General features: G+C 61.2%; 24 protein-coding genes and 1 tRNA gene. 17 read left to right on the forward strand and 8 right to left on the reverse strand.

Features of this window, described 5'->3' with window-relative positions; translation table 11 throughout:
* Nucleotides 1-11 precede the first annotated feature (11 nt).
* On the reverse strand, nucleotides 12-2,456 hold the full coding sequence (locus HK22_RS09435; RefSeq protein ID WP_158093555.1) for a bifunctional diguanylate cyclase/phosphodiesterase: 2,445 nt from the start codon (nucleotides 2,454-2,456) through the stop codon (nucleotides 12-14).
* Between the two features lie 392 nt (nucleotides 2,457-2,848).
* Entirely contained in the window at nucleotides 2,849-3,607 is a 759-nt protein-coding gene (locus HK22_RS09440) for a DsbA family protein (protein WP_233142524.1), read from the reverse strand.
* A gap of 232 nt (nucleotides 3,608-3,839) precedes the next feature.
* On the opposite strand from HK22_RS09440, the gene HK22_RS09445 reads away from it, so the two are divergent.
* The gene (locus HK22_RS09445) at nucleotides 3,840-5,258 is read left to right on the forward strand and encodes a gamma-glutamyltransferase (RefSeq protein ID WP_086649127.1); all 1,419 of its coding nucleotides are present in this window, start codon (nucleotides 3,840-3,842) and stop codon (nucleotides 5,256-5,258) included.
* Between the two features lie 53 nt (nucleotides 5,259-5,311).
* On the opposite strand, the gene fliP is transcribed toward HK22_RS09445, so the two are convergent.
* On the reverse strand, nucleotides 5,312-6,037 hold the full coding sequence (gene fliP, locus HK22_RS09450; RefSeq protein ID WP_369827243.1) for a flagellar type III secretion system pore protein FliP: 726 nt from the start codon (nucleotides 6,035-6,037) through the stop codon (nucleotides 5,312-5,314).
* 38 nt (nucleotides 6,038-6,075) lie between these two features.
* Complete coding sequence (locus HK22_RS09455) at nucleotides 6,076-6,381, reverse strand: flagellar biosynthetic protein FliO (RefSeq protein ID WP_086649072.1); 306 nt, start codon at nucleotides 6,379-6,381, stop codon at nucleotides 6,076-6,078.
* 225 nt (nucleotides 6,382-6,606) lie between these two features.
* Between HK22_RS09455 and HK22_RS09460 the strand changes: the two genes are divergently transcribed.
* The 7 genes from HK22_RS09460 to recA all read left to right on the forward strand — a co-directional run bounded on the left by HK22_RS09460 (nucleotide 6,607) and on the right by recA (nucleotide 11,285).
* Nucleotides 6,607-6,999, forward strand: a complete 393-nt coding sequence (locus HK22_RS09460) for a flagellar basal body protein (protein WP_062108840.1) — start codon at nucleotides 6,607-6,609, stop codon at nucleotides 6,997-6,999.
* A gap of 13 nt (nucleotides 7,000-7,012) precedes the next feature.
* The gene (gene flgC / locus HK22_RS09465; RefSeq protein ID WP_086649073.1) at nucleotides 7,013-7,420 is read left to right on the forward strand and encodes a flagellar basal body rod protein FlgC; all 408 of its coding nucleotides are present in this window, start codon (nucleotides 7,013-7,015) and stop codon (nucleotides 7,418-7,420) included.
* Between the two features lie 5 nt (nucleotides 7,421-7,425).
* Complete coding sequence (gene fliE, locus HK22_RS09470) at nucleotides 7,426-7,773, forward strand: flagellar hook-basal body complex protein FliE (protein ID WP_062030446.1); 348 nt, start codon at nucleotides 7,426-7,428, stop codon at nucleotides 7,771-7,773.
* Nucleotides 7,774-7,775: 2 nt separating this feature from the next.
* Nucleotides 7,776-8,048 carry a flagellar biosynthetic protein FliQ gene (locus HK22_RS09475; protein WP_062030448.1) on the forward strand — a complete coding sequence of 91 codons (273 nt, stop codon included), beginning with the start codon at nucleotides 7,776-7,778 and terminating at the stop codon, nucleotides 8,046-8,048.
* 59 nt (nucleotides 8,049-8,107) lie between these two features.
* Nucleotides 8,108-8,962: a flagellar biosynthetic protein FliR gene (locus HK22_RS09480; protein ID WP_086649129.1), complete on the forward strand. Its 855-nt coding sequence runs from the start codon at nucleotides 8,108-8,110 to the stop codon at nucleotides 8,960-8,962.
* Between the two features lie 3 nt (nucleotides 8,963-8,965).
* Nucleotides 8,966-10,042 carry a flagellar biosynthesis protein FlhB gene (locus tag HK22_RS09485; RefSeq protein WP_086649074.1) on the forward strand — a complete coding sequence of 359 codons (1,077 nt, stop codon included), beginning with the start codon at nucleotides 8,966-8,968 and terminating at the stop codon, nucleotides 10,040-10,042.
* A 205-nt stretch (nucleotides 10,043-10,247) separates the two neighbouring features.
* Nucleotides 10,248-11,285, forward strand: coding sequence for a recombinase RecA (recA, locus tag HK22_RS09490; protein ID WP_062108834.1), 1,038 nt, complete (start codon nucleotides 10,248-10,250; stop codon nucleotides 11,283-11,285).
* Nucleotides 11,286-11,350: 65 nt separating this feature from the next.
* Here recA and HK22_RS09495 read toward each other — a convergent pair whose 3' ends face one another.
* Nucleotides 11,351-12,325 (reverse strand): hypothetical protein, encoded by a 975-nt coding sequence (locus tag HK22_RS09495; protein ID WP_062030454.1) that lies wholly within the window; start codon nucleotides 12,323-12,325, stop codon nucleotides 11,351-11,353.
* 54 nt (nucleotides 12,326-12,379) lie between these two features.
* A complete protein-coding gene (locus HK22_RS09500; RefSeq protein ID WP_086649075.1) occupies nucleotides 12,380-13,057 on the reverse strand; it encodes an ATP-dependent Clp protease proteolytic subunit in 678 nt (225 codons plus the stop codon).
* A gap of 165 nt (nucleotides 13,058-13,222) precedes the next feature.
* Between HK22_RS09500 and HK22_RS09505 the strand changes: the two genes are divergently transcribed.
* The 7 genes from HK22_RS09505 (at nucleotide 13,223) to HK22_RS09535 (ending at nucleotide 20,361) form a co-directional block, all read left to right on the forward strand.
* Nucleotides 13,223-14,218, forward strand: a complete 996-nt coding sequence (locus HK22_RS09505) for a hypothetical protein (protein WP_086649076.1) — start codon at nucleotides 13,223-13,225, stop codon at nucleotides 14,216-14,218.
* A 123-nt stretch (nucleotides 14,219-14,341) separates the two neighbouring features.
* On the forward strand, nucleotides 14,342-15,568 hold the full coding sequence (locus HK22_RS09510) for an LL-diaminopimelate aminotransferase (RefSeq protein WP_062027526.1): 1,227 nt from the start codon (nucleotides 14,342-14,344) through the stop codon (nucleotides 15,566-15,568).
* Entirely contained in the window at nucleotides 15,565-16,854 is a 1,290-nt protein-coding gene (locus HK22_RS09515) for a homoserine dehydrogenase (protein ID WP_062027528.1), read from the forward strand. Before HK22_RS09510 ends, HK22_RS09515 begins: the two co-directional genes overlap by 4 nt.
* Nucleotides 16,851-17,852 (forward strand): class II fructose-bisphosphatase, encoded by a 1,002-nt coding sequence (gene glpX / locus HK22_RS09520; protein WP_062027529.1) that lies wholly within the window; start codon nucleotides 16,851-16,853, stop codon nucleotides 17,850-17,852. Before HK22_RS09515 ends, glpX begins: the two co-directional genes overlap by 4 nt.
* Before the next feature lie 10 nt (nucleotides 17,853-17,862).
* Nucleotides 17,863-19,662 (forward strand): single-stranded-DNA-specific exonuclease RecJ, encoded by a 1,800-nt coding sequence (gene recJ, locus HK22_RS09525; protein ID WP_086649077.1) that lies wholly within the window; start codon nucleotides 17,863-17,865, stop codon nucleotides 19,660-19,662.
* A 41-nt stretch (nucleotides 19,663-19,703) separates the two neighbouring features.
* Nucleotides 19,704-19,779, forward strand: a tRNA-Glu gene (locus HK22_RS09530).
* A gap of 120 nt (nucleotides 19,780-19,899) precedes the next feature.
* Nucleotides 19,900-20,361: a hypothetical protein gene (locus HK22_RS09535; protein WP_233142528.1), complete on the forward strand. Its 462-nt coding sequence runs from the start codon at nucleotides 19,900-19,902 to the stop codon at nucleotides 20,359-20,361.
* A 359-nt stretch (nucleotides 20,362-20,720) separates the two neighbouring features.
* Here HK22_RS09535 and HK22_RS09540 read toward each other — a convergent pair whose 3' ends face one another.
* Nucleotides 20,721-21,632: a LysR family transcriptional regulator gene (locus HK22_RS09540; protein WP_086649078.1), complete on the reverse strand. Its 912-nt coding sequence runs from the start codon at nucleotides 21,630-21,632 to the stop codon at nucleotides 20,721-20,723.
* A 137-nt stretch (nucleotides 21,633-21,769) separates the two neighbouring features.
* Here HK22_RS09540 and HK22_RS09545 point away from each other — a divergent pair, with 137 nt between their 5' ends.
* Nucleotides 21,770-22,255 carry a lipocalin-like domain-containing protein gene (locus tag HK22_RS09545; protein WP_086649079.1) on the forward strand — a complete coding sequence of 162 codons (486 nt, stop codon included), beginning with the start codon at nucleotides 21,770-21,772 and terminating at the stop codon, nucleotides 22,253-22,255.
* A gap of 382 nt (nucleotides 22,256-22,637) precedes the next feature.
* Nucleotides 22,638-23,894 carry an MFS transporter gene (locus tag HK22_RS09550; protein WP_086649080.1) on the forward strand — a complete coding sequence of 419 codons (1,257 nt, stop codon included), beginning with the start codon at nucleotides 22,638-22,640 and terminating at the stop codon, nucleotides 23,892-23,894.
* 28 nt (nucleotides 23,895-23,922) lie between these two features.
* Here the strand turns inward: HK22_RS09550 and HK22_RS09555 are convergent, their stop codons facing one another.
* A complete protein-coding gene (locus tag HK22_RS09555; protein ID WP_062108814.1) occupies nucleotides 23,923-24,318 on the reverse strand; it encodes a hypothetical protein in 396 nt (131 codons plus the stop codon).
* Between the last annotated feature and the right edge of the window lie 23 nt (nucleotides 24,319-24,341).

Consider the following 24,341-nt stretch of genomic DNA (forward strand, 5'->3'; position numbering starts at 1 on the left):
TCCCCATTTTTTCAGGACAGATCAGCCACACGCCGCCCCCAGAAGAGCGGAACATCTTCCTCCGGCACCGGGCGCCCCAGATAGAACCCCTGCACTTCCGTACAGCCCTGTTCCTGAAGATGGCGGCAATGCTCCGGCGACGACACGCCCTCCGCCGTCACCGCAACACCGAGATCCCGCCCCAGCGCGATCACGTTCCGCACCACCGCCGCACTGCGCGCATCCTGCAACATGTCCTGAATGAAGGCTGCATCCAGCTTGATCTTGGAAAACGGAAACTGTCGCAGATACATCAGCGTCGAAAATCCTTTGCCGAAATCGTCCAGCGCAATCCCCACCCCCCTGCTTTCAAGCTCACGGAAAGCATGGTGCACAAGCGGTCCGACCTCCAGCGCCTGCGTTTCCGTCACTTCGATCTGCAACCGATACGGCTCCAGCCCAACCTGCTCCAGAACCCGAAAAATACGCACCGCAATATCAGGGAGGGAAAAATGCGTCGCCGTCATATTGACCGAAACCCATAAGGGAACAGGCCAGCGTCGCGCCACCCGGCACGCGTTTTCCAGAACCCAGAAGTCGAATTCCAGCCCGCTCCCGGTCTCGGCAATCGTGTCGATGACCTTCCCGATCGACAGATGCCTGTGCGCCGACCCTTTCCACCGTGACAGCGCCTCAAATCCGATCACCATCCCGGTCTGGGCATTCACGATAGGCTGGTACACCAGAGCAAAGGCTTTCTGCCGCAGGGCCTGCCGCACATCACGAAACAGGGTCTGCTGGCGGCTTCCCGCCATTTCCTCACAAGGATCGAAAATGCTGTAGCGCCCGACCCGCTCGCCCTGGGCATCGCGCAGCGCCGTCTCGACGGCTTCCACCAGAACCTCGCCGTCTCCGGTCGTCGAGACCGCCATGCCAATCGCAGGCTCAACGTCAATCACGTCCCCAGCCACCTCCCCAGCCACCTCCGCAGCCCCATCCTCGACCACACTGACGGGGCCACTCAGCGTCAACAGGAGTTCCAGAGCCAGGGCCTCCAGGAAATGACGCTTCCCTTCGCCCGGAATCCCCGTCACGACCGCCAGATCCATCGCGCCATACCGCGCTACAAAACAGCCCCCCGCTCCGTTCAGATCTGCAGGCACATGCCGGGCAAGACAGGCATTCAGACGCGACAGGCTTATCTGCAGAACCGCCGCCACCTCATCCGGCGTCATCACACGACGACGCCCGAGGCTGGAGACCTCCAGCGAAATAAGAATGACCACGAACGCCTGCGCGCCGCGCATTGTCTCCAGCAGGCTTTTCTGAAGATGCTCCTGACAGGCCAGCCGGTTCGGCAGCCCGGTCAGGACATCATGCCGCACGCGATAAAAATGCCGCTCCCTGATCATCTGTAGGGCCGTCACATCCGCGCCGACCCCCAGATACCCCCGGAACACCCCGTCCCGGAAGACAGGTTCTCCCGTCAGCATCCACCAGCGTGCCTCCGGCACGGCCACAGCGCGAACAACCAGTTCACGAAATGCCAGTCGGTTCGTCAGACAATACGCCAGATGCCGTTCCGGAGAGATCGGACCGGACAGCTCGGCACCAGGCACGGGAATATCCAGCAGACTTCCCAATGTCCTGCCCGCGATCTGCGTCTCATCGCGCCCCAGAAGGCGACAAAGTCCCGCCGAGGGATTACGCAGAACACCCGCCTCATCGGTCTCCCAGAGCCACCGCCCGGTCGGCGCCGCCGACCGCCGCGTAAGAAGCGACAGAATATCCGCCTGTTCGCGCTGTTTCAGACGCGCCATCTGCATCCGCCACAGCAGAACGCCCACCAGCCGGCTGATCCCAACGACAAAAAGCCCGCAGACCGTGGTCATCAGAAAAAACGACGTCGTAAACAGAACGGACCGGTAAAAACGGCCCTCCAGCAGAGCACCATACGCCCCTGCGATGATCGGCACCACCATGGCTTCGACCGCCCCGTTTACCGGAGCACAGAGCAGCAGGGGCGCCATAAATCCAAAACACACGCCGAGCGTCAGAAGATGGATGTCTTCACAGCGCAGCCGGAAGACCAGAATAATGAAAACGAACCAGACAGACCCAAGAACCCCGTTCAGTGCCCGCAGCGCCCATCGGAGCGCCGCGTAATCCGCAAGGCTCCTCATGGTTCTGACATTTGGCTGAACCCTGGAAAACCAGAGCAGCAGAACACCTTCGATCCCCGCAAGCAGCAGGAGGGCCAGCCAGGGGCTCGACGACCACACCCCGAGCGCCACCACCGGCGCGCTGACGGCCTGAGCCAGAAGATGAAGGGGGAGAAGAAGCCTCAGGGTCCGCAACTGGCCCCGGTTGAATGCGGTCTGAAAATACGCCGGAACCTGTGTCGCCCGGAAGAACAGGTCTTTCCCCAGACCGGAGGCACGGATGCGATTGAAAACCCGAAATAAGGCCCATCGCACAAACAGCGATCGCCGGAACCACCTTTTCAGGCGCTTTCCCCCGGAACCCTGCCGGTCAGGCTCTTCAGCGTGGGATCCATCCTGACACTCAGCCGCGCCGGAAGCCTCGGATCCCCGTTCCCCCCCAGCACTGCTCCCCGCGCCGGACCGTCTGTCGTCTGTCATACACCATCATACCAGTGGAGCACGTCAAAAGTCCGAAACGGCCCCCCGGATCAGAAGAATGCCGTTTCACGAAAACCGGGAAACCATAACGGCAAAAACGCACTTCCCCAAACCCCGGAAAAGCGGTTCTTCATGCGTTCCTTTAACGTTCACGAAGTTTCCTTCGGCGAACCCCGGCGACACCACCGATTTTGAACTTTCCAGAACGGCCTCCATGGCCCGATCCATCAGGCCTTCCGGGCGCGCTCCAGAAAAGCATCCATCTGATCTGCTTCAAGCGCGCCCGGAGCCACGGCGGCCGTCCCGAAAATGAACGTCGGCGTCCCGTCCAGACCAACAGCACGTCCCTGATCCAGATTGGTCGTGATCAGCGCCACCGTCTGGGGCGAACTCATATCCGCCGTCAGCTTCTTCGCATCCAGCCCATTGGCCTGTGCCAGGGCGACGATCCGCTCCATGCTGGGCTTGGTGGTGTCTTCCATCAGCGCCTTGCGCATAACGTCATATTTGCCCTGCGCACTGGCCGCGAAAATGGCCCGCGTGTCCAGAACACTGTTACTCCCCAGAACCGGCACAACCTTCTCGACAAGCCGCACATCCGGATGGCGGCTGAGGAAACTGTCCACCTGCCCCATCATGGAGCGACAGTACGAACAGCGCGGATCATAGAATTCCACAACCGTGATCTTCCCGTGCGGATTGCCCCGGATGGCAAAATCAGGCGCGGTCTGAAGCTCGGACTGATGCGCCTTCACGGCCGCCAGCGTCGAATCCTGCTTCTGCTCCTCGGCCTTTTCACGGATTGAACGGATGGCATCCGTGAGGATGCTCGGGTCATTCTGCAACGCATCGCGCATGATGCCGACAATCTCGGCGCGCTGGGCTGGCGTGAACGACGTGGCCGGAGCCGCCAGAGCCTGACCGCCCGCAAGAAAGGCCATTCCGGCAACAACAGCAGACGCCGTGGCAAGCAGATGGTGTTTCAATGGAAAGCTCCGGATCAGCTGAAAGAAAGACAGAACGTCTGATCCATACGCCATAAAGAACGTCCACCGCAAAGAGAAGACACCAACTCGCCCCTCCCACAAACAGCAGATTACCGTTATGAGGGAACAAGAGCCGGAACCGGACCCACGGCGCAGACCTGTCTGCCCGCGCCCGTACTCCGCCAAGGCCACGAGGCCGGACAGTCGTGACCAGACATTGGAGAAACGCCAGGTGGCGCATCGTCAGCACCAGATTTCCACCCCGGACGCCACACAGACCCGTCGCATCGCGTCCCGTCTCCCGGCCTCACTAATGGCCTCGGTGGCTTCGGGCCTGCTTTTGGGCGCCTGCTCATGGATCCCGGGCTCCCACCTCGTGGGCATCAGCGAAACAGCCGCGCCCGCAGGCGGCAGCATCGGCACGGTCGTCGCCGACGAGCCCCAGGCCGCGCTGGTCGGCCATGACGTGCTGGCCCGCGGCGGCAACGCTGCCGATGCCGCAACCGCCACGGCCCTCGCCCTTGGCGTTACCCTGCCCTCCCGCGCCTCCTATGGCGGCGGCGGCGCGTGCCTGATCAGCCGACCCGGCGAAGCGGCGCAGTCCATTTCCTTCCTGCCCCGCCCCGGCACCAGCAAGGGCGCCGACCGCCCGGCCGGCACGCCTGCCAGCTTCCGTGGTCTGTATCTGATGCAACTCCATTACGGCACAGTCGAGTTCAACGATCTGATCGCCCCGGCCCTGAACCTCGCCAGCACGGGCATCACCGTCAGCCGTGCTCTGGCAACCGATCTGGCCGCCGTCCACACCGCACTTCTCGCGGATGAAAGTGCGCGCACCATTTTCGGACGCGGCGAAGCCTCCACGCTCGCCGCAGGCGACAGCCTGGCCCAGCCCCGGCTCGCAGGCTTCCTCGAACGCATCCGCGTCGCAGGCGTCGGCGACCTCTATAACGGCGCCCTCGCCGACGTTTACGTCACCGCCGCCCAGAAAGCGGGTGGCGGCCTGAACGACGACGACATGCGACAGACCCTCCCCGTCCAGACGGATGCGCTGATGACCCATCAGGGTGGCATGACCGCCTCGTTCCTCGCCCCGCCCGCCGATGGCGGCCTCGGCGCGGCCATCCGATACACGACGGGCGCTTCCGCACAGGGCGCTGTCGCCGCATGGCGCGCCTCCGGCAACACGACCCTCGCCGCCGCTCAGGCAGCCCTCGACAGCGGCCGTTCCGGCAGCGGCAGCCTGCCGTCCCTTCCGGCTTCGACGTCCTTCGTCGTGACCGACCATTCGGGCATGGCCGTCGCCTGCGCCCTGAGCGAAAACAACCTGTTCGGAACAGGCCGCATCGCTGGCAGCACCGGTGTTGTCCTCAGCGCCTCCCCGGCCCGGACGCCACAGCCGCTGCTTTCCGCTGCAATCCTGCGTGACCAGCGCAGTCTGCGTGCCGTCATCGCCGCTTCGGGGCAGAACGAAGCTGCGGATGCCGTTGGAAACGCTGCCCGCGCCGCCGCCCATGACACCCCGATCCCTCATGAAGGAGCCGGCCGTATCAACGCAATTGTCTGCCACGGCGACGATTCGTGCCGCGGCGTGACGGACCCCCGCGCCGCAGGCCTCGCGGCCGGCACCACAAACGACAGCGCCCACTAACAAAAAAAGCCCCGCCGGTTTCTGAACCGGCGGGGCTTTTTCATATCCGGGTCCTATCCGGTAAAACTTCGCACCAGACTTCCCGCCACCAGTGACCATCCGTCAACGACCACGAAAAAGATCAGCTTGAACGGAAGCGACACGGTACTTGGCGGCAGCATCATCATGCCAAGGCTCATCAACACGCTGGACACCACCAGATCGATGACCAGAAACGGCAGATAGAGCAGAAATCCCATCTCGAAACCGCGGCGCAGTTCCCCGATCATGAACGCTGGAACCAGCACACGCCAGGGCGTGTCGCCGATCTTCGCAGGCGGCTTTTCATGCGCAATATTGAGGAACGTTGCCACATCCGCAGGCCGCGCCGTCACCGCCATGAAGTCGTGAAACGGCTGGGCCGCCGCCGTCAGCCCCTCCATTTCCCCGACATGCCCCGCCATCATCGGCTCGATCCCCGAATCCCACGATTTCTGAAGCGTCGGCTGCATCACGAACAGGGTCAGAAACAGCGACAGCCCGATCAGAACCGTATTGGGCGGCGTCCCCTGCGCGCCAAGCGCACTGCGAAGCAGCGACAGCACGATCACGATCCGCGTAAACGCCGTAATCATCACCAGCAGGCTCGGCGCCAGAGACAGAACCGTAATCAGCGCCGTAAGCTGCACCAGGCGACTGGTCGTCCCAGCCCCGCCCGCAGCCCCGTTCTGCCCCAGATCAATGCTCACGGCCTGTGCATGCGCCAGATGCGGCACACACACACACGCCAGCAGGATCATAAGCGGAAAAAGCGCCCCAAGCCGCATCAGAGCCTGCCTCACGCCACGTCCTCCGTAGCGGACTCATCCAGCGCCGAGGCAAAAGTCTCCCGCTCCGTCCAGTCCATCAGAATGTCCTGATTGCCCCCCGTGAGGACCAGAACCTCCCGCGCGCCATACCGCACAACCGAAAGACGCCGCGTCCGGTCGAGCGCCATCTGCCCCACAAGCGACAGCCCCGCCTGTCCACCCCGCGCACCGCTCTTTTTCTGCTCCAGAAAACGCAACAGGGGGCGGGCACAGAAAATCAGTACGACAATGAAAATCAGCGCGGCAATCGCATTCACGCATTCATGCAGGGTCATAGGTCAGTCATCCTCATTCCCCGGCATGATGCCCAAGATCGGTTAATGACCGCTTAATTGATGACGGATTCCACGCGAGAGGCTGACAACAGCCTTGGAAACACGCGGTGCATATCGAGCGACCACCCCCGAATCTGCGGCTCAGGCAACCATTTATTAAAGATTTCACGCCATCATGTCCCTCGCCGGCATTTTCCCGGCTCCTGCATGACGGAGACTGTCGCGATGCGGAATATCGACTCAACCAGCGCAGGCGGCACCGACCTCTTTTCCCTGGGCCGTGACCGCATGAACTGGCTTCAGGCCCGTCAGCAGGTGCTGGCTGGCAATATCGCCAACTCGGACACGCCGGACTATCAGGCCAGAGACGTCTCCCCGTTCGAAGCCGCCCTGGGCGAGTTCGACATCACCCCGACCGTCACGCAGCCCGATCATATCGGATACACCGCCTCCGGCGCGCACGTCATCGAGACGTCGTCGGAACAGTCCCTGGACGGAAACCAGATCTCACTGGACCAGCAGATGGAACAGGTCGCGGATGTCAACGACCAGCAGCACCTCGCTGTAAACGTCTATTCCAAATATCTGAGCATGTTCCAGACGGCGCTCGGAAAATAAAGGACGCTGACGGATGAACCTGTCCACCACCATCGGCATTTCCGCAAGCGGCATGGACGCACAGGCCCAGCGCCTGCGCATCGTTGCGGAAAACCTCGCCAATCAGGATACGACCGGCTCCCAGCCGGGCGCTGATCCCTATCGCCGCAAGACCATCACCTTTGCCGAACAGGTGGACAACGAAAGCGGCGCCTCGACCGTCGGTGTCCAGAACATCGGTCAGGACATGTCGGATTTCGACACCCGCTACGACCCGTCTCATCCCGCCGCCGACGAGCGCGGTTACGTCAAAGTTTCCAACGTGGATTCCATGACTGAAATGATGGATATGCGTGAAGCCGAGCGCTCCTATGAAGCCAACCTGAACGCCATGCAGAGCAGCCGGACCATGCTGTCCCGCACGCTCGACCTGCTGAAGTAACCCACATGCTCACCTCCCTCTCCCATGCCCATAACGCCTACGCCGTCCAGAGCCTCCAGAGCCGCCTGGAGGGCGTTACGGACGATATCGCGGACGGCATTCAGAACTCGTCCGCAACGGGCAGCAGCAGTTCCGGAACGGATTTCGGCTCCATCCTGTCCCAGTCCGTCAGCAGCGTCATCGACAGCGGTCATGATGCCGAGGCCAAGGCCGCTCAGGGCCTCAAGGGCGGTGGCGACATGACTCAGATCGTCACCGCCATTTCCAATGCACAGCTCGCCCTCCAGACCACGACCGTGATCCGCGACCGAATGGTGCAGGCGTATCAGGATGTGATGAAAATGACGATCTGACCATGCAGGCCATCGATCTCGGTGCCATTCTGGAGCAGACATTCATTGTTGCTCTCAAACTGAGCGCCCCAGCCCTGCTGACCGCACTCGGGGTCGGCCTTCTGGTCTCCCTCGTACAGGCCGTGACCCAGCTCAACGAAGCCACACTGTCCTTTGTCCCGAAGGTTCTGGCCATTGGGGCCGTCATGGTGATGGCAGGGTCCTTCATGACCGCAACGCTCATCAGTTTCGCCCGACACCTCTTCGATCAGCTCATTCTCGTCGGCACGACCTGAGCCTGCTGCCTTTCAGATCCGGATTTGACTGACATGTGCGTGCCCAAAGCAACCGTTCTGTGAACACGGGTCTTACCGATACGGCAGTCCCCACAGCGCTCCAGGGGCTTGACCTCAGCGGCCCGGTTCTGAGCGTCTGGGCGCTTGCTTTCGTTCTGGTTCTCTCCCGGACCGGCGGGGTCGTCATGCTCATGCCGGGCATCGGCGAACAGTCCATGCCCATGATGGTCCGCGCCGGATGCGCTTTCACCCTGACGGTCCTGCTCCTTCCGCTCGTCGCCCCCCTTCTGATGCAGACGCATCTGGACGCCCTCGCCCCCCTCGCCCTGTGCGGCATGATTGCCGTTGAGCTTTTCGCGGGGGTTCTGATCGGCTGGATGGCCCGCCTGATCTGTATGGCTCTGCCGATTTCCGGTCAGATCATCGCAGTCTGTATGGGAATTTCCAGCGTCCTTCAGCCCGATCCGGATCTGGGCTCCGGCAGCTCTGCTCCCGCCCGTTTCCTCAATCTGCTGGCGCCGCTCGTGCTGCTCGTGACGGGTGCCTATATTCTGCCCATCCGCGCGATCCTCGGGAGCTACACCATCATCCCCCCAGGCGGTGCGCTCCTCCTTGCCACGACACATGCCCACTGGAATTTGCTGGGCGATTCCGCGCAGGGCGTCATCCAGCTTACGGAACACAGCTTCGCTCTGGGACTGGAACTCAGCGCACCCTTTCTGATCCTGTCCCTCGTCTGGCAGGGCATGCTGGGCATCATGACACGCCTGCTCCCGACGCTACAGATCTACAACGCCGCCAGCCCCCTGCAACTTCTGGGCGGCATCGCCCTTCTCGGCCTCACCCTCAGCACCATGATCGCCATCTGGCAGGGACAGGCCTTCGACGTCCTCCGAGCACTTCCGGGTCTCTGAACGATGTCTGACTCCGACGACAAAACAGAAGCCCCATCAGCCCACCGCCTCCAGAAAGCGCGCGAGGACGGTCAGATTGTCATGTCCCGCGAGGCCATGAGCTTTGTGGCCCTTCTGGGAGGGTTCGCAGGAATTTTCATGATCCTGCCCCACCTCGTGACGGATTTTGTCCACAGCATGAAGGCCCTCATGGCCAATGCAGGCACGGTCCCGATGGCGCAGGGCGGTTTGCTGAGCAGTACCAATCACGCCATTGAGGCGGGGCTCTCTCTGGCCGTTCCCATGGCGGCCACCGTGGCGGCTTTCTGCCTCGGCGCGGGATTTCTGCAAACGGGCTTCCTCATCCATCCCGAGTCATTGCTGCCAAAGTTCGAACGGGTCTCTCCACTCGCCGGCTTCAAGCGCATTGCGGGCGGCGGAACCCTGCCGGACACGTTCAAGGCTCTCGCAAAATTTGTCATCTTCGCCGCCGTGCTCTGGCACATCACCAGAAATGCCATTCCAACCGCGTCCCGGATGGTCGGGCTGGAACCCGGCCCGCTCCTGAAAATGATGACAGACCTCGGATTCAGCGCCGCTGCCGCGATGATCGGCGCACAGCTGGTGATCGCGGGCTTCGATATTTTCTGGATGCGCTTCCGCCATACGTCCAAGCTGAAAATGAGTCGGGAAGACCTCAAGGACGAATATCGGAATGCGGAGGGCGACCCCCATGTGAAAGGCCGCCAGAAAGCCCTGCGCGCCAAGGCTGCCAAACAACGCATGATGGCAGCCGTCAAAACAGCCACCGTTGTCGTCACCAACCCTACGCACTACGCGGTCGCCCTTGTCTATGAAAAGGGCACAGGTGGCGCCCCAAGAATCGTTGCCAAAGGCATGGATGACGTGGCCGCCAGAATCAGGGAAATCGCACAGGACAACCGTGTCCCGGTTGTTGCCAACCCGCCTCTGGCCCGCGCCCTCTTCACCCTCCCGCTGGAAAGCGAGATCCCGGCCGAACATTTCAAGGTTGTGGCGGCCATTATTGCCTATGTCTGGAAACTTAAACGCCCTGCAGGCCTTTCCGCCCCACTGAGGTAAGCCAGCCCCTCGCCCACGGAAAAAATCTTCCACCAAAGCCTGTCTTCCCCTTGGCGTCGCGGGGGGCAAACATGATATGCCTCTCAGAAGAACATTTTGCGAACACGGGAAGGCGATAACCGTGACTGATGCAGTGCTTTGCGAGAATGGCTGCCCGGTCTATCGTACCCTGCACACGCCAGCCCAAACCTATTGCGAGGATTGAATGGACAAGACCAAGGCGCTTGAAGGCGCACTCAGCCAGATTGAGCGTGCTTTCGGCAAGGGCTCGATCATGCGCATGGGCCAACGGCCAAAAGTGGAAGCCAATGTGATTTCAACCGGCTCCATCGGACTGGACATTGCGCTTGGGATCGGCGGCATGCCGCGCGGCCGTATCGTTGAAATCTACGGACCGGAAAGCTCGGGCAAAACCACGCTCGCCCTGCATGTTCTGGCCGAAGCCCAGAAGAAGGGCGGCACCGTCGCATTCATCGACGCCGAACATGCGCTCGACCCCGGCTACGCCCGCAAACTCGGCGTCAATATCGACGATCTTCTTCTGAGCCAGCCCGATGCCGGCGAACAGGCTCTGGAAATCGCCGATACGCTCGTCCGGTCTGGCGCAGTAGACGTGCTGGTCGTGGATTCCGTGGCAGCCCTCGTCCCGCGCGCCGAGCTTGAGGGCGACATGGGCGACAGCCATGTCGGTCTGCATGCCCGCCTCATGAGCCAGGCCCTCCGCAAACTGACGGGAACGGTCTCGCGGTCCAACACGCTCGTGATCTTCCTCAACCAGATCCGCATGAAAATCGGCGTGATGTTTGGCAATCCCGAGACGACCACGGGCGGCAACGCTCTGAAGTTCTACTCCTCCATCCGCCTCGACATCCGCCGCATCGGGTCCATCAAGGACAAGGATGAGGTCGTCGGCAACCAGACCCGCGTCAAGGTCGTCAAGAACAAGATGGCCCCGCCGTTCCGCCAGGTTGAATTCGACATCATGTATGGCGAAGGCATCAGCAAGATGGGCGAACTGCTCGATCTGGGCGTGAAGGGCAACATCGTCGAGAAATCCGGCGCATGGTTCTCTTTCGACAGCCAGCGGATTGGTCAGGGACGTGAGAACGCCAAGCAGTTCCTGCGTGACCATCCGGACATGGCGTCCGAAATCGAACGACGCATCCGGGCCGAAGCCGGCGTCCTCGCCGACGCCCTGATGACGGACCCCGAACCCGACGCAGACGGCGCTTCGGAAGACTGAAACGAAAAAGGGCTCCCGCAACGGAGCCCTTTTTTATGACCTGTCTCTCCTGGGAAGAGAACCGTTCAGGCCGCAACCCGATTGCGAACCCGATCCCACAGCTTCGCACCTTTGATCATCGCCCGCGCAATCGCCGGTGTGGTCGTGGGTCGCAGCAGCCGCGGGTCATACCCCGCAAACCGGCGGTCGTTTTCATCCAGACAGAGCTGCATGAGATCCGGGACCTTGACGTCCATGGCCGTCATGTCCTTGGCGCCCGTAACGGTGAAATTATTGTCCTGAGTGTGCTCTTCGCCATTCTCGTCAATCGAACGGGCCAGCCCCATGCGCTCATAGGCGAGGAACAGCCACACGCCGATCACACGCAGCTCAAACCAGGGCCGCTTCCAGAACGGCATGGTTGCCCGATGCCAGGCCAGCCAGTTCGCGAACAGCAGGATATGGCGGCATTCTTCCTGCATCACCGGCTCGAACGTCTCAATCAGTTCCTGCGGAAACAGACCTGCCCGCTCGGCCAGCGCAAACAGACCGAATGCGAAGAAGCTGTCCACACATTCCGAAAAACCCGTAACCAGATAGGCCCATTCCGTGTCTTTCGGCGTGATGTACGGAGGCTCCGGCGCCATCGGAATCTTGTAGGCCTCGACCAGCTTGGACAGGACCTCTTTGTGCCGGTTCTCTTCCCACGCATTCCGCGAGAGCGCGTCCTTCATGTCCGGATCGGTGATCATATCCGCATAGGCGGCCATGCGCAGACGCGCCTTGCCCTCGGTCTGGACCGCAATATCCCAGATCGGCAGGGACGTGATGCGATGCAGCGTCTCGGGATCCAGCGTCGGCCAGTCGATCACGGAGGGCTTGTACGGATTGAACGTATCGCGGAACATCGCGGCGACGGCCCGCTTGTGCTCTTCCGTACCGGGCTTGAGCGGGCCCTGGATCGGGCTGCTCCAGTGGCGCGCTTCGTAATCAACGCGCTCTAGCGTCTTCTCCGACGGTGCGTCGGGAAGATGGGAATAGATTTCGGCCAGACTTTTCATAATGGTCTTCGCGGCGTGCCCGAAGACACGCCGTGCCCCTTGGAGCTTGTAGTTTTACTTCAGGTCGGTCGCAGAACTGATGATGCGGTTCACAAGCCCGTATTCGATCGCTTCCTGCGCCGACATCCAGTAGTTGCGGTCCGTATCCTTGGCGACCTTCTCGTAGGTCTGCCCGGTTTCCCTGGCGAAAAGACGGTTCAGACGCTCGCGCATCTTGATGATCTCGCGGGCCTCGATGTCGATATCCGTTGCCGGACCGCGCACTCCACCCATCGGCTGGTGCAGCAGAAAGCGCGTGTTCGGCAGACAGACGCGCCGCTCGGGACGGCCAGCTGCGTAAATCAGCGCCCCGGCTGAGGCGACCCAGCCGGTCCCGATCATATTGATCGGCGCAATCGAATCCACAAAGCGGATCATGTCATGGATGGTGTCGCCACTCTCCACATGACCGCCCGGCGAGTTCACATAGACATCGATCGGCTTGTCGGACGTCCCGGCCAGCGCCAGCAGGCGCCCCGTCACGTCACGGGCGATCTTGTCGTTGATACCGCCGAAAATCAGAACTTTCCGCTGATCGAACAGACGGCCTTCAAGCTCGCTGATCGGGCTGTTCAGCGTCTTGTTGTCTTCCTCGCGGGTTTCGCGCTCCGGAGCATCCGGCTCGTCGTCCAGGCGGGTCGGGTTCATTCTGGTGATATCCATATCGTTTCCAGATCCAGCATGCATCTTCATACCCCCTATCCTGCGCTTCGTTTTCGTCGGTGCCAAGTCCTCCTTCCATGTGAAGGGGACAGGAACACTCGCCATCCCGGTCCCGAACGGCTAGTGTCCGCCGTATTTCGACATTCCAAAGACAGCAGGAACGGCACAGTGGCCCCAGGGATCAGCAGGCAGCCCATGACAGCGGCAACACGCAGAACTGCGGGGAAAATCCCGTTTCTCCTGCTGATGACCGCGCCACTTCTGACGGCCTGCCAGCATCGGGACATGACCGATACCGTCACCGGCTGGTGGCATGGCTTCGAAGGCGGCGAAATCGCAAAACTGCGCGCCCCTCCGCCGGGGGAAAACCTGCCCTACCCCCATGTCGGCCGCACTCCCACGCAGGCACCGAACCTCCCGACCCCGGAAGCCCGCCTGTCGCTGACAACCCGCCTTGAGGCGCAGCGGAACCTCGCCCAGCGCGAAAGTGCCGCCCAGGGCGCCCTCCCGACCATCCCGCCGCCGCCCAAACCCACACCGGCCGCCGTAACGACCGCCAACGCCGAACAGAGCGGCATGACCATGACAACCGTTGGCCAGCCTGAGCCCGAAAGCCCGTCGGCCATCAATCCGGCACCCGACACACCCGCCACGGCATCTCCCGCGCCAGCTCAGGCTCCGGCAAAGAAGCCCCCCGTTCAGGCACAGTCACCGGCCCCTGAAGCCGAACTCCCTCCCGTGGTGGCCAAATCCATCCCGCCGACCCCTCCGGGCCAGTTTCCGAAAATCGGAGACCTGCCGCCCCCACCGCCGCAGTTTCCGGGGTTCGACCTCCCGCGTGACGCCATGCTGAGCGGTCCTGTCCAGCCGGATATCGACACCTCAACACCCGAAGGCACCCTGATCCGCTTTCAGCCCGCCACCGACCACGTCATGGGCAACCCGCAGGGCGATTACCAGCATATCGTCTCACAGCGCGGCAACCGCCCCCTGACCATCCGGGGGTTCGGCGCCTTCATGAGCGCGGACGCCGCTCTTGCCCCTGCGGACCAGAACCGGGAAATCGCTCTCGGCCTGCTCCGCGCCCGCGTGGTCGCCCGCGCCCTGATCGAACGCGGCGTCCCGGCCTCGGCCATCATTCTCAAGGCCGAAGCCATCGGCGACGGCGTGCGCGTCACCACGGGAGGCTGACAGAAGGCTTAGCCGAGAGGCCGAAAGACACATTGTGAGATCTGTCACAGTCAGACTGTTCCACTCCTGGAAAAACCTGTCTATCGTCGCGTCTCCCTTTCACCCTCTGCCCCAGAGCTGGTCATGACCGAAGAGTTCCACCGCATCCGCCGCCTGCCGCCCTACGTGTTCGCTGAAGTGAACAAGGCCAAGGCCGCCGCGCGAGCCGCCGGTGACGACATCATCGACCTGGGCATGGGCAATCCCGACAGCGCACCGCCCGCGCATGTCGTGCAGAAGCTGATTGAGACGGTCGGCAATCCGCGCGCGCACGGCTACTCCGTCAGCCGCGGCATTCCGGGCCTGCGCAAGGCCATGGCGAACTATTACGAGCGCCGCTTCAACGTCTCGCTGGACCCGGAAACCGAGGTCATCGCAACACTAGGCTCCAAGGAAGGGCTGGCGAACCTCTCCGCCGCCATCACGAGCCCTGGCGACACGATCCTAGTCCCGAACCCGTCCTACCCGATCCACCAGTTCGGCTTCATCATCGCCGGAGCCTCCGTCCGCTCGATCCCGGCCACACCGGACGAGGACATGCTTCGCGCTCTGGACCGTGCCGTCCGCCATTCCGTGCCCAAGCCGACGGCGCTGATCGTCAACTTCCCGTCCAACCCGACGGCTTTTGTCGCGAACCTCGATTTCTACAAGGAACTTGTGGCCTTCGCGCGACGGGAAAACATCTGGATCCTCTCCGATCTGGCTTACGCGGAAATCTATTTCAACGAGAACGAGCCGCCCCCGTCCATTCTCGCCGTTCCCGGTGCCAAGGACGTGGCCGTCGAGTTCACGTCCATGTCCAAAACCTATTCCATGGCGGGCTGGCGCATGGGCTTTGCGGTCGGCAATCCGAAGCTGATCCAGGCCCTCACACGCATCAAATCCTATCTGGATTATGGCGCCTTCACGCCCATTCAGGTCGCTTCGGTCGCCGCACTGAACGGCCCGCAGGACTACGTGTCCGAAATCCGCGCCATGTACAAAGACCGCCGGGACGTTCTCCTGCGCGGCCTTCAGACCGCCGGATGGGACGTGCCCGTTCCCGCGGGCTCGATGTTCGCCTGGGCCCCCATTCCCCCCGCCTTCGCCGAAATGGGCAGCGTCGCCTTCTCCAAACTCCTGCTCAAGGAAGCAGGGGTTGCAGTTGCACCCGGCCTCGGATTCGGGGAATACGGCGAGGGCTTTGTCCGGATCGGACTTGTCGAAAACACCCAGCGGCTGCGTCAGGCGACGCGGGCCATCAAGAGCTTCATGACCCGGCACGGCGCCGGGGCCGGAACCGCTGACCTTCTTGGAGCTGCATCATCGTGAAACCACTGCGGATCGGACTGGCTGGACTTGGAACTGTCGGAATCGGTGTCATTCGTCTCCTGCGTGAGAATGCTGACCTGATTACCGCCCGGGCCGGCCGGCCGATCGAAGTCGTGGCCATCACGGCCCGTGACCGCACGCGCGACCGCGGCGCCGACCTGTCCGCCATGCGCTGGCACGACAGTGCCATCGCCGTGGCACAGGACCCGGAGATCGACGTGGCCGTCGAACTCATCGGCGGATCCGAAGGCCCGGCGCATGACATGGTCCGCACCGCGCTCGAACGCGGCCTTCCGGTCGTGACCGCCAACAAGGCGCTCGTGGCCCTGCATGGCGACAGGCTCAGCCGCCTGTCTTCGGAAAAGAACGCCCCCCTCCTGTTCGAAGCCGCGGTGGCGGGTGGCATTCCCGCCATCAAGCTCGTCCGCGAAGGACTGGCTGCTGACCGCCTTCTCAGCGTGGGTGGCATCCTGAACGGGACCTGCAACTACATCCTGACCGAAATGCGCGCCACCGGCCGGGATTTCACGGACGTTCTGACCGAAGCGCAGGCCAAGGGTTATGCCGAAGCCGAACCCTCCACGGACGTGGATGGCTGGGATACGGCCCACAAGCTCGCCATTCTGGCCGGTCTGGCCTTCCGCCCCATCGCCTTCAGCACCCTCTCCGTTCAGGGCATCCGCGACATCACCGCGACCGACCTGAAATTCGCCGACGAACTCGGATACCGCATCAAGCTCCTCGGCATGGCCCGCCAGGCTGAAAACGGCAGCGTCGCAGCCTGGGTCCGCCCCTGCCTCGTTCCCGCCAAAGCCCCCATCGCCGCCGTCGAGGGCGTCTTCAACGCCGTCACCACACAGGGCGTCTTCAGCGGTCCGATGACCATCTCTGGTCGCGGCGCAGGCGAAGGCCCGACCGCCAGCGCCGTCGTCGCCGATTTGATTGATCTGGCGCGGGGAACCGCCATTCCGGTGTGGGGCACAACCACCGTGCCAGCCGCCGCCGACTGCGCCAGTCTCGCTGATTTGAACAGCGCTTTCTATTTACGTCTGAACGTTCAGGACCGTCCGGGCGTAATGGCAGAGCTGACATCGGTTCTCCGGGACCATGATGTCTCCGTTCACTTTGTTTCCCAGCATGATGCTGCAACCGGATGCGCCGACCTGACAATCATCACCCATCAGGTTCCTGAAAAAGCCATTCATGCAGCCGCAACAGCACTCGCCGTCCTTCCTGTCGTGACCGGAAAGCCGCTTGTGCTCAAAATCGAGGATCCCCTTGCGTGATCGACCCTCAGAACATCCCCCCCTATCGCGTCACTGACCGCAACCTGGCCCTTGAGCTCGTCCGCGTCACGGAGGCGGCCGCAATCGCCTCCGCGCACTGGACCGGTCGCGGCCAGAAGAACGAGGCCGACGGCGCAGCCGTACAGGCCATGCGCGCGGCCTTCGACACCGTCGCCATCGACGGCATCGTCACCATCGGCGAAGGCGAGATGGACGAAGCCCCGATGCTCTACATCGGCGAGAAAGTCGGCTCCGGCGGACCGGCGATGGACATCGCGGTCGATCCGCTCGAAGGCACGAATCTGTGCGCCAAGAGCCTGCCCAACGCCCTGACGGTCGTGGCGCTGGCCGAACGCGGCAAGTTCCTCCACGCCCCCGACATCTACATGGAAAAGATCGTCGTCGGCCCGGATCTTCCTGAAGGCGTCGTGGATCTGGACGCTTCGATCGGCAACAATCTCCGCTCGCTGGCCAAGGCCAAGAAGCGCAACGTGTCGGACATGGTCCTGTGCGCGCTTGACCGTGAAAGACATGAAGAGCTGATCGCCTACGCCCGCGAAGCCGGCGCCCGCGTGATGCTTCTCAGCGATGGCGACGTCGCGGCCGCCATCGCAACCTGCGTGGACGGCGGCGGCGTGGATCTGTACGCCGGTTCCGGCGGTGCGCCCGAGGGCGTTCTGGCCGCAGCAGCCATCCGCTGCATGGAAGGCCAGATGCAGGGCCGCCTCCTGTTCGAGGACGACACCCAGCGCCAGCGGGCGCGCGAAATGGCGAATGGCCTCGACCCGGCCCGCAAGCTCTACCTGCACGACATGGCCTCCGGCAACGTTCTGTTCTCCGCAACGGGCGTCACATCCGGCCCGCTCCTGAAGGGCGTGGAACGTCCGAGCGCGACCCGCGCGCGCACGCATTCCATCGTGATGCGTTCAAAATCCCGCACGGTGCGCTATATAGAGAGCCATCACAGCTTCAAACCACAGGCAGAACCCGCGTCCTGAACGGAGAACCATGCTCGCAGACGATACGGGCGCCGTCCTCGGCGTAACCCGAAGTGCAGGAAACCGCCGCTGGATCTGGCGCGATCCCAGGCTGGCGGAAGCAGACAACCGCCTGGCCCTCGCTCTCGCCCAGCAGGCCAACATTCCTGAGCTTCTGGCCCGTATCCTCTCGGCACGGGGCGTCGCACCCCACGACGCCTCCTCGTTCCTCAATCCCCGCCTGCGCGACGCCATGCCCGACCCTTCCTGCCTGCAGGATATGGACCGGGCCGCCGAACGCCTCGCACAGGCCGTCCGCAACCACGAGCATGTCGGTCTGTTCGGCGATTACGACGTGGACGGCGCCTGCGGCACGGCCCTCGTCTGCGACACCCTGCGCGAACTCGGCTGTACCGTCAGCACCCATATCCCCGACCGTCTGACCGAAGGCTACGGCCCCAACACCGCAGCCCTCGAAAACCTGCTGTCGGAAGGTGCCACCCTGCTTGTCTGCATCGACTGCGGCACCGCTGCGATCGACATCCTCAACGGCCTGACAGACCGTGCCGACATCATCGTCCTCGATCATCACAAACCCGATGGCGCAGCCCTGCCCAAGGGGGTCGTGGTCAACCCGAACCGGCTGGACTGTGCATCGGGCCTGAACAACATCTGTGCCACCGCCGTCGCCTTTCTCACCATGGTCGCCACGATCCGCCTCCTGCGCCGCACCAACTGGTTCGACGGCGGGCAGGCCATCCCCGATCTGCTCCAGCGCCTCGACCTCACGGCCCTCGCCACCATCTGCGACGTCATGCCCCTGACCGGCTTGAACCGTGCGCTCGTCATGCAGGGTCTGCGCGTCATGTCACGCGGGGAGCGCCTCGGACTGGCCACACTCTCCTCCGTTGCGGGCGTGAAGGAAGAAGCCAGCGCCATGGCCTGCGGCTTTGCCCTCGGCCCCCGCATCAATGCCGGAGGCCGCATCGCACAGGCCGATCTGGGCCTGAAACTTCTGCTCTCCGAAGACGTCGTGGAGGCCCGCGCCCTCGCCGAACAGCTCGATCGCGTCAATCACCAGCGCCAGACCGTCGAATCCACAATCCTCGATTCCGCCATGGAACAGGCCCAGCAGCAGCTCGATGCAGGCCACGCCGTCATCTTCCTGCATGGTGAGAACTGGCATCCGGGCGTCGTCGGCATCGTCGCTGGCCGACTGAAAGAGCGCTACAACCGTCCTGCCCTGGTCGCCGCCCTGACCGATGGCATCATCAAAGGCTCAGCCCGCTCGGTTCCCGGACTGGACCTCGGAACCGCCATCATCGCCGCCCGCCAGAACGGCCTCCTCCTCACAGGCGGCGGACACGCCATGGCCGCCGGGTTCTCCCTTGCCGCAGACCGCGCGGAAGACTTCCACGCCGCCCTGAACACACAACTCTCCACAGCACTCGCGCTCCCCAAACAGGACGCGCTGAAACTCGACGGCATCATAACACTGGCCGGAGCCTCCATTGCCGTGGCCGATCAACTCTCCCGACTGGAGCCCTTTGGCCCCGGCAATGAAGAGCCCGTTCTTGCCATCAGCAATGTCCGCTGCGTCAAAAGCGAACGCATCGGCAAGGATGGCAATACGCTCCGCGTCATTCTTCAGGGCGAGGACGGAAACACCCGTCTGCGGGGTCTGGTCTTCCGTGCAGGCGACAAACCCTTCGCCCCCCTGCTGGAGGACCGCGCCATGCCGCTGGTCCATGTCGCAGGCACATTGCGCGCCGAAACATGGCAGGAGCGAAAAAATCTATCTTTTTTCATTTCCGACGCAACAGCCGCTTGACGCCCTCCGAAACCCCTTCTATACACCCGCTCACGCCTCCAGTCCCGTTCGTCTAGAGGCCTAGGACACTGCCCTTTCACGGCGGCAACACGGGTTCGAATCCCGTACGGGACACCAATTTTTGGTAATGATATCAGCGTATTAGAGCTGTATCGGGCGCCAAAATTAAAAATTAAGTAGCGGTTTTGGACCAATTCTGGACCAATGACGATTCCGTCCCCTTTCGGAGTTCGTCTCATGGCCCGTATAAAGTCCGCCGAGAATGCCAAAGATCCTGCAACAGGACGCCCTCTGCCTGATGGCGTGAATTGCCGGGGGCCCAAGCAATACAGGGCCCGCAAGCCGGCCAGCGGCCAGCGGATCACCAGAACATTTGACACCGCCCGTCTTGCCCGCGCGTGGCTCGAGGAAACCTCGGTCAAAGTGCGCGAAGGGCGTCATATCGACGTCCGGGCCCTGGATGGCCTCGTGCTCCGAACCCTGATTGAGCGCTACCGTGACGAATGCATGGCTCATCGCGAGGCTGACCGGACAGGCCATATCCCGGCACTGCTTAGTGATCCCATCGCAGACCTGAATCTCTCTCGCCTGACAGTTCCAGCAGTTCGAGGCTTTCGCGACCGTCAGGGCAAGATCTGGCCGCTGCGACAGTCGTCAAGCGGCTCAATCTCCTGGCCTCCATCCTCAATCATGCCATGAGTGAATGGGATGTCCCGCTCTCGCTGAACCCGGCTTCGGGACGCATGATCAAGCGGCCGACAGGCGCCGATCGCAAGCGCAACCGACGACTGCAGGAAGACGCTCCGGAGAGCCCAATGCCCCCTCTTCCTCCCAACATGACAGAAGCCAGCGAATATGACCGCCTGCTTGCCGCAGTGACGTCCGAAAGCCATGCGGTTCACCTTCATGTTGCCGCCCGAACAGGCAACGCATCAACTCCGTGCACTTGTCCAGAACGCCAACACCGCTGCCCTGCATCAGAATAATCCTGTTCGATCGACCAAGAGACAGGCGTCATATCACGTCTGAGTAAGAGATGGGCAAGCTTGCGCATCCGCCTAAAAGAAACCAGCAACACGCAGATGGGATTTAAGACTATGCAGGAAGGCGCGGACACTGGCCTGCGTATATTTCCGGTTGGGCAACACGGCATGAAGGTCGATTTTCTCCCCCTGCAGATCAGGGAAAATCCGCATGAGCCTTCCCTGTTCCAGATCATGCTTCACATCGCAAAGGAGCTTGTAGGCGATTCCTTCTCCCGAAAGCGCCCAGTCATGGATGATCTCAGCATTCGTGCTCGAAAGACGGGGTTCGACCGTAATGATCTCCGTCTGCAGATCGTTACCGATGACCCAGCGGTCGAGAAGGGCCATTGTCTTGTTGCGCCTCAGACAGAGACAGTGATGGGTCGCCAGGTCCTGCGGCGTTACCAGCGGGGGATGGCGGGCCAGATACTCAGGCGATGCACATAGGACCCGCACTGTCGAGGCCAGTCTGGTGACAACCGCATCCGGAGAATCAGGAAGGCCCAGACGCAGGACGACATCGAGAGAATCACTGGTGTCATAAAAACCTTCCGAGGCCAGTGCCAGATTGACCAGCAGGTCCGGATGCGTGGCACTGAAAGTGGCCAGAAAAGGTGCGATCAGGCGTCGCCCGAGTTCTACTGGAGCACCGATCCCGAGCGTTCCCCGGGGAATATTGGTATTGGATGAGATCTCCTCTTCCAGACTGTCAATGAGCGCCAGAATTTCCACGGCGCGCTCATGGTAGATCCGCCCGTTTTCACTCAGCCCGAAATGCCGCGTATTCCGGACGACCAGCAGGCTGCCCAGCCGGCTTTCCAGACGGGCGAGACGACGGGACACAGTCGCGGGCGATGTCTGGAGATTGCGGGCACAGACGGTCAGACTGCCGGAGGCGACAAGATGGGCGAAGAAGCGCAGGTCCCCTGTTTCGTCATGGCGCATCCTGCCCCCCTAAAAGCGGAATTCGATTCATTCTTGCATCTGACGTAATATTCCCTTTCCGATGATGCGCCTACTGAAAGGTGATCGGCCTGCGTTATAGAACGCCCAGAAACGCCACACAGGGTCGGGAAAACAGCATGGTTTCAGTCTTTCGAGTCACGACATCCGATGACGGAAACCCGAAACAACCAACGCTGAAAGATCAGCTTGTCGGCACCTGGAATCTCGTTTCCTACCGGGTGGAGGAAAAGGATACGGGAACATTCATTAATGCGATGGGCCCTTCACCACGCGGACGGGTCATTTTTACGCCTGATGGATGGGTGGCATTCAACCTGGAGGGCAGCCATCGCCATCCAGCTGAAACGGAAGCCGATTATCCGGCCCTTATGAAAACGCTGGTAGCCTATATCGGGCGCTATCGCGTCGAGGGAAACCAGTGGATTACGCAGGTTCAGACAGCCTGGGCACCAGAATGGGTGGGCACGGAACAACGCCGGACCGTTGTGGTCAGCGGCACAACCGCAGACGTTACGACGCCGTGGCGGAAGATGCCGAACTGGGCTCAGGGACGGCTGTCGCGCAGCCTGATCCGCTTCCAGCGCGCGGATGACCGGACATAAAGGACCCACATCATTTCTTATGCAATATGATTACTGCCACATAGAGATGCGCAGTTTCTTCAGCCTTCTGCCACCCCGTTCTGCTTTATCCGTCGCCAGATCGGCACATCATTGCGCACGCGGCCCATAGTCTCCAGAAAATAGTTACCGCTGTTTTAATCCCCCAAAACTGCGGATACCGTCGATATGGAGGCAGGAATTTGATTCAGGTTTCATAAAAAACCTAAAAACAAGCGATTGCTATGGATGGATAGACGACCTTCCACCTCACTGGAACCGGTCTCTTCCTAGAAAAAGATTATACATTAAAATGGAATATTCTTATGGATATTTCACATGAATATTCATATCATATCGCTTCCGAACAGAAAAGGACGCGGGCATGGTTTTGGCTTCTCCCCGAGGGATCATTGCGTTATTCGCCAGCGCCTATGTGCTCTCGTTCGTGGACCGGCAAATTCTTGCTTTGCTGGTTGGCCCTATCAAAACTGCTCTTTTGCTTTCGGATTTTCAGTTTGCCCTGCTTAATGGACTGGCATTCTCGCTTCTGTACTCGATACTCGGCCTGCCTATTGCAGCCCTCAGTGATCGGATAGCCCGTCCCCCCATCATCGTCGCTGGCATCATCATCTGGAGCGTAGCAACGATTTCCTGTGGTTTTGCACAAAATTTCTGGCAACTTTTCATATGCCGTATGGCCGTTGGTGTCGGTGAGGCAGCCCTTGTTCCAGCCGTATATTCCTTTTTGGCTGATATTGTCACGCCTTATAAGCTCGGCCAGACACTCGCACTGTTTTCGCTTGGCTCCTTTATTGGAGCAGGTATCGCTTTCCTGTTCGGCGGAATGCTGATCGGCCTGTTGCATACGACACATGAATGGCACGGCATCATTGCCTGGAAACTCTGTTTTGTGTGTGTCGGATTGCCAGGCCTGCCTCTGGCCCTGCTTATTGCACTGACTGTTCGCGAATCTGGCAGACGTCACGCCAATTTTCAGAAGGAAGATACATCTTCGGAAACAGCCTGGGGGTTTTTTCGACTTCACTGGAAATTCTTTACCTGTCACTTTCTCGGCTATTCCTCCACAGCCATCATATTGTTTTCCCTCCTGAGCTGGATGCCTGCGCTGTTCTTAAGGTACAGACATTTTTCCCATCAAAGCGTCGGGGAAATTATGGGGCTGACAGCTATTTTCTGCGGATGTGCAGGAGCATATGTCAGCGGGTGGCTTATTGATTTCCTTGGCCGTCGCAATCATCCATTTCCAGCAGCCACAATGGGCATTACCGGTGCCCTGTCTGCCCCCGCATTGCTCTGGGGATCTATCGCTTCACCGAATATCCCGTTTGGTATCATGCTCTTTGCGATGTCGTTCTTTTGTGCCGCACTGCCGATGCCGCCGTCAGCCATTGTCTTACAACAGTCGGTTCCAAAAACATTCCGATCCCAGTTTTCGGCAGTACTGCTTTTCTGTAATGCGCTAATTGGTCTGTCGGGGGGCTCAATGCTGGTCGGATATCTCGATGACCATGTGGCCGGCGTCGCAATTTCCTTGCCGTTGGTAACATGTGGCGGCGGCCTGCTGGCGGCGTTGCTACTTTATGGCTCGACCCGGTTTGATAAAAAGGTTCTTTTTTAAAAGAAAGAACCGGAAAACTTGCCTGGGTTTATGAGCAGAATGTTTCCTGCAGATGCTTCCACAGCAGTTGTTCTCCCTGCCCGGCGGCACAGAACAGAACGCTGGACCAGCGCTCGGTTCTGGTCTCTCCCTGTGTCTGGATTTCACGATAGAATGCCAGCATCCCCCCCTCGAAAGCATGAAGAACTTTCACGTCCTCGATTTCCATGACCAGGCCCGGACGACTGCCACGAAGCGAGGGCAGGACTTTCGCAAACATTTCGAACGTCACCAGACGCCCGGCCGCCCCCACCATCATGTAGTCCGGCGTCATGCGATCCAGAATATCCTTCGGATCACTGCTGCCCACTCCACAAAACCAGTCCTGAAGCAGACGATGAAGTTCGATGATCTCTGCCGATGCAGCGCTTTCAGTATTTTGCATGAACGTGGTCTTTCGTAAAAACA

The sequence above is a fragment of the Gluconobacter sp. DsW_056 genome (assembly GCF_002153595.1).
Taxonomy (GTDB): domain Bacteria; phylum Pseudomonadota; class Alphaproteobacteria; order Acetobacterales; family Acetobacteraceae; genus Gluconobacter; species Gluconobacter albidus.

Coding starts and splice junctions, on each gene's coding strand:
- fliP (WP_369827243.1), bottom strand. CDS start 6,037: ATGATCCTGCTGGCGTGTGTGTGTGTGCCGCATCTGGCGCATGCACAG.
- HK22_RS09455 (WP_086649072.1), bottom strand. CDS start 6,381: ATGACCCTGCATGAATGCGTGAATGCGATTGCCGCGCTGATTTTCATT.
- HK22_RS09460 (WP_062108840.1), top strand. CDS start 6,607: ATGCGGAATATCGACTCAACCAGCGCAGGCGGCACCGACCTCTTTTCC.
- flgC (WP_086649073.1), top strand. CDS start 7,013: ATGAACCTGTCCACCACCATCGGCATTTCCGCAAGCGGCATGGACGCA.
- fliE (WP_062030446.1), top strand. CDS start 7,426: ATGCTCACCTCCCTCTCCCATGCCCATAACGCCTACGCCGTCCAGAGC.
- HK22_RS09475 (WP_062030448.1), top strand. CDS start 7,776: ATGCAGGCCATCGATCTCGGTGCCATTCTGGAGCAGACATTCATTGTT.
- HK22_RS09485 (WP_086649074.1), top strand. CDS start 8,966: ATGTCTGACTCCGACGACAAAACAGAAGCCCCATCAGCCCACCGCCTC.
- recA (WP_062108834.1), top strand. CDS start 10,248: ATGGACAAGACCAAGGCGCTTGAAGGCGCACTCAGCCAGATTGAGCGT.
- HK22_RS09495 (WP_062030454.1), bottom strand. CDS start 12,325: ATGAAAAGTCTGGCCGAAATCTATTCCCATCTTCCCGACGCACCGTCG.
- HK22_RS09500 (WP_086649075.1), bottom strand. CDS start 13,057: ATGAAGATGCATGCTGGATCTGGAAACGATATGGATATCACCAGAATG.
- HK22_RS09505 (WP_086649076.1), top strand. CDS start 13,223: ATGACAGCGGCAACACGCAGAACTGCGGGGAAAATCCCGTTTCTCCTG.
- HK22_RS09510 (WP_062027526.1), top strand. CDS start 14,342: ATGACCGAAGAGTTCCACCGCATCCGCCGCCTGCCGCCCTACGTGTTC.
- recJ (WP_086649077.1), top strand. CDS start 17,863: ATGCTCGCAGACGATACGGGCGCCGTCCTCGGCGTAACCCGAAGTGCA.
- HK22_RS09535 (WP_233142528.1), top strand. CDS start 19,900: ATGGCCCGTATAAAGTCCGCCGAGAATGCCAAAGATCCTGCAACAGGA.
- HK22_RS09540 (WP_086649078.1), bottom strand. CDS start 21,632: ATGCGCCATGACGAAACAGGGGACCTGCGCTTCTTCGCCCATCTTGTC.
- HK22_RS09545 (WP_086649079.1), top strand. CDS start 21,770: ATGGTTTCAGTCTTTCGAGTCACGACATCCGATGACGGAAACCCGAAA.
- HK22_RS09550 (WP_086649080.1), top strand. CDS start 22,638: ATGGTTTTGGCTTCTCCCCGAGGGATCATTGCGTTATTCGCCAGCGCC.
- HK22_RS09555 (WP_062108814.1), bottom strand. CDS start 24,318: ATGCAAAATACTGAAAGCGCTGCATCGGCAGAGATCATCGAACTTCAT.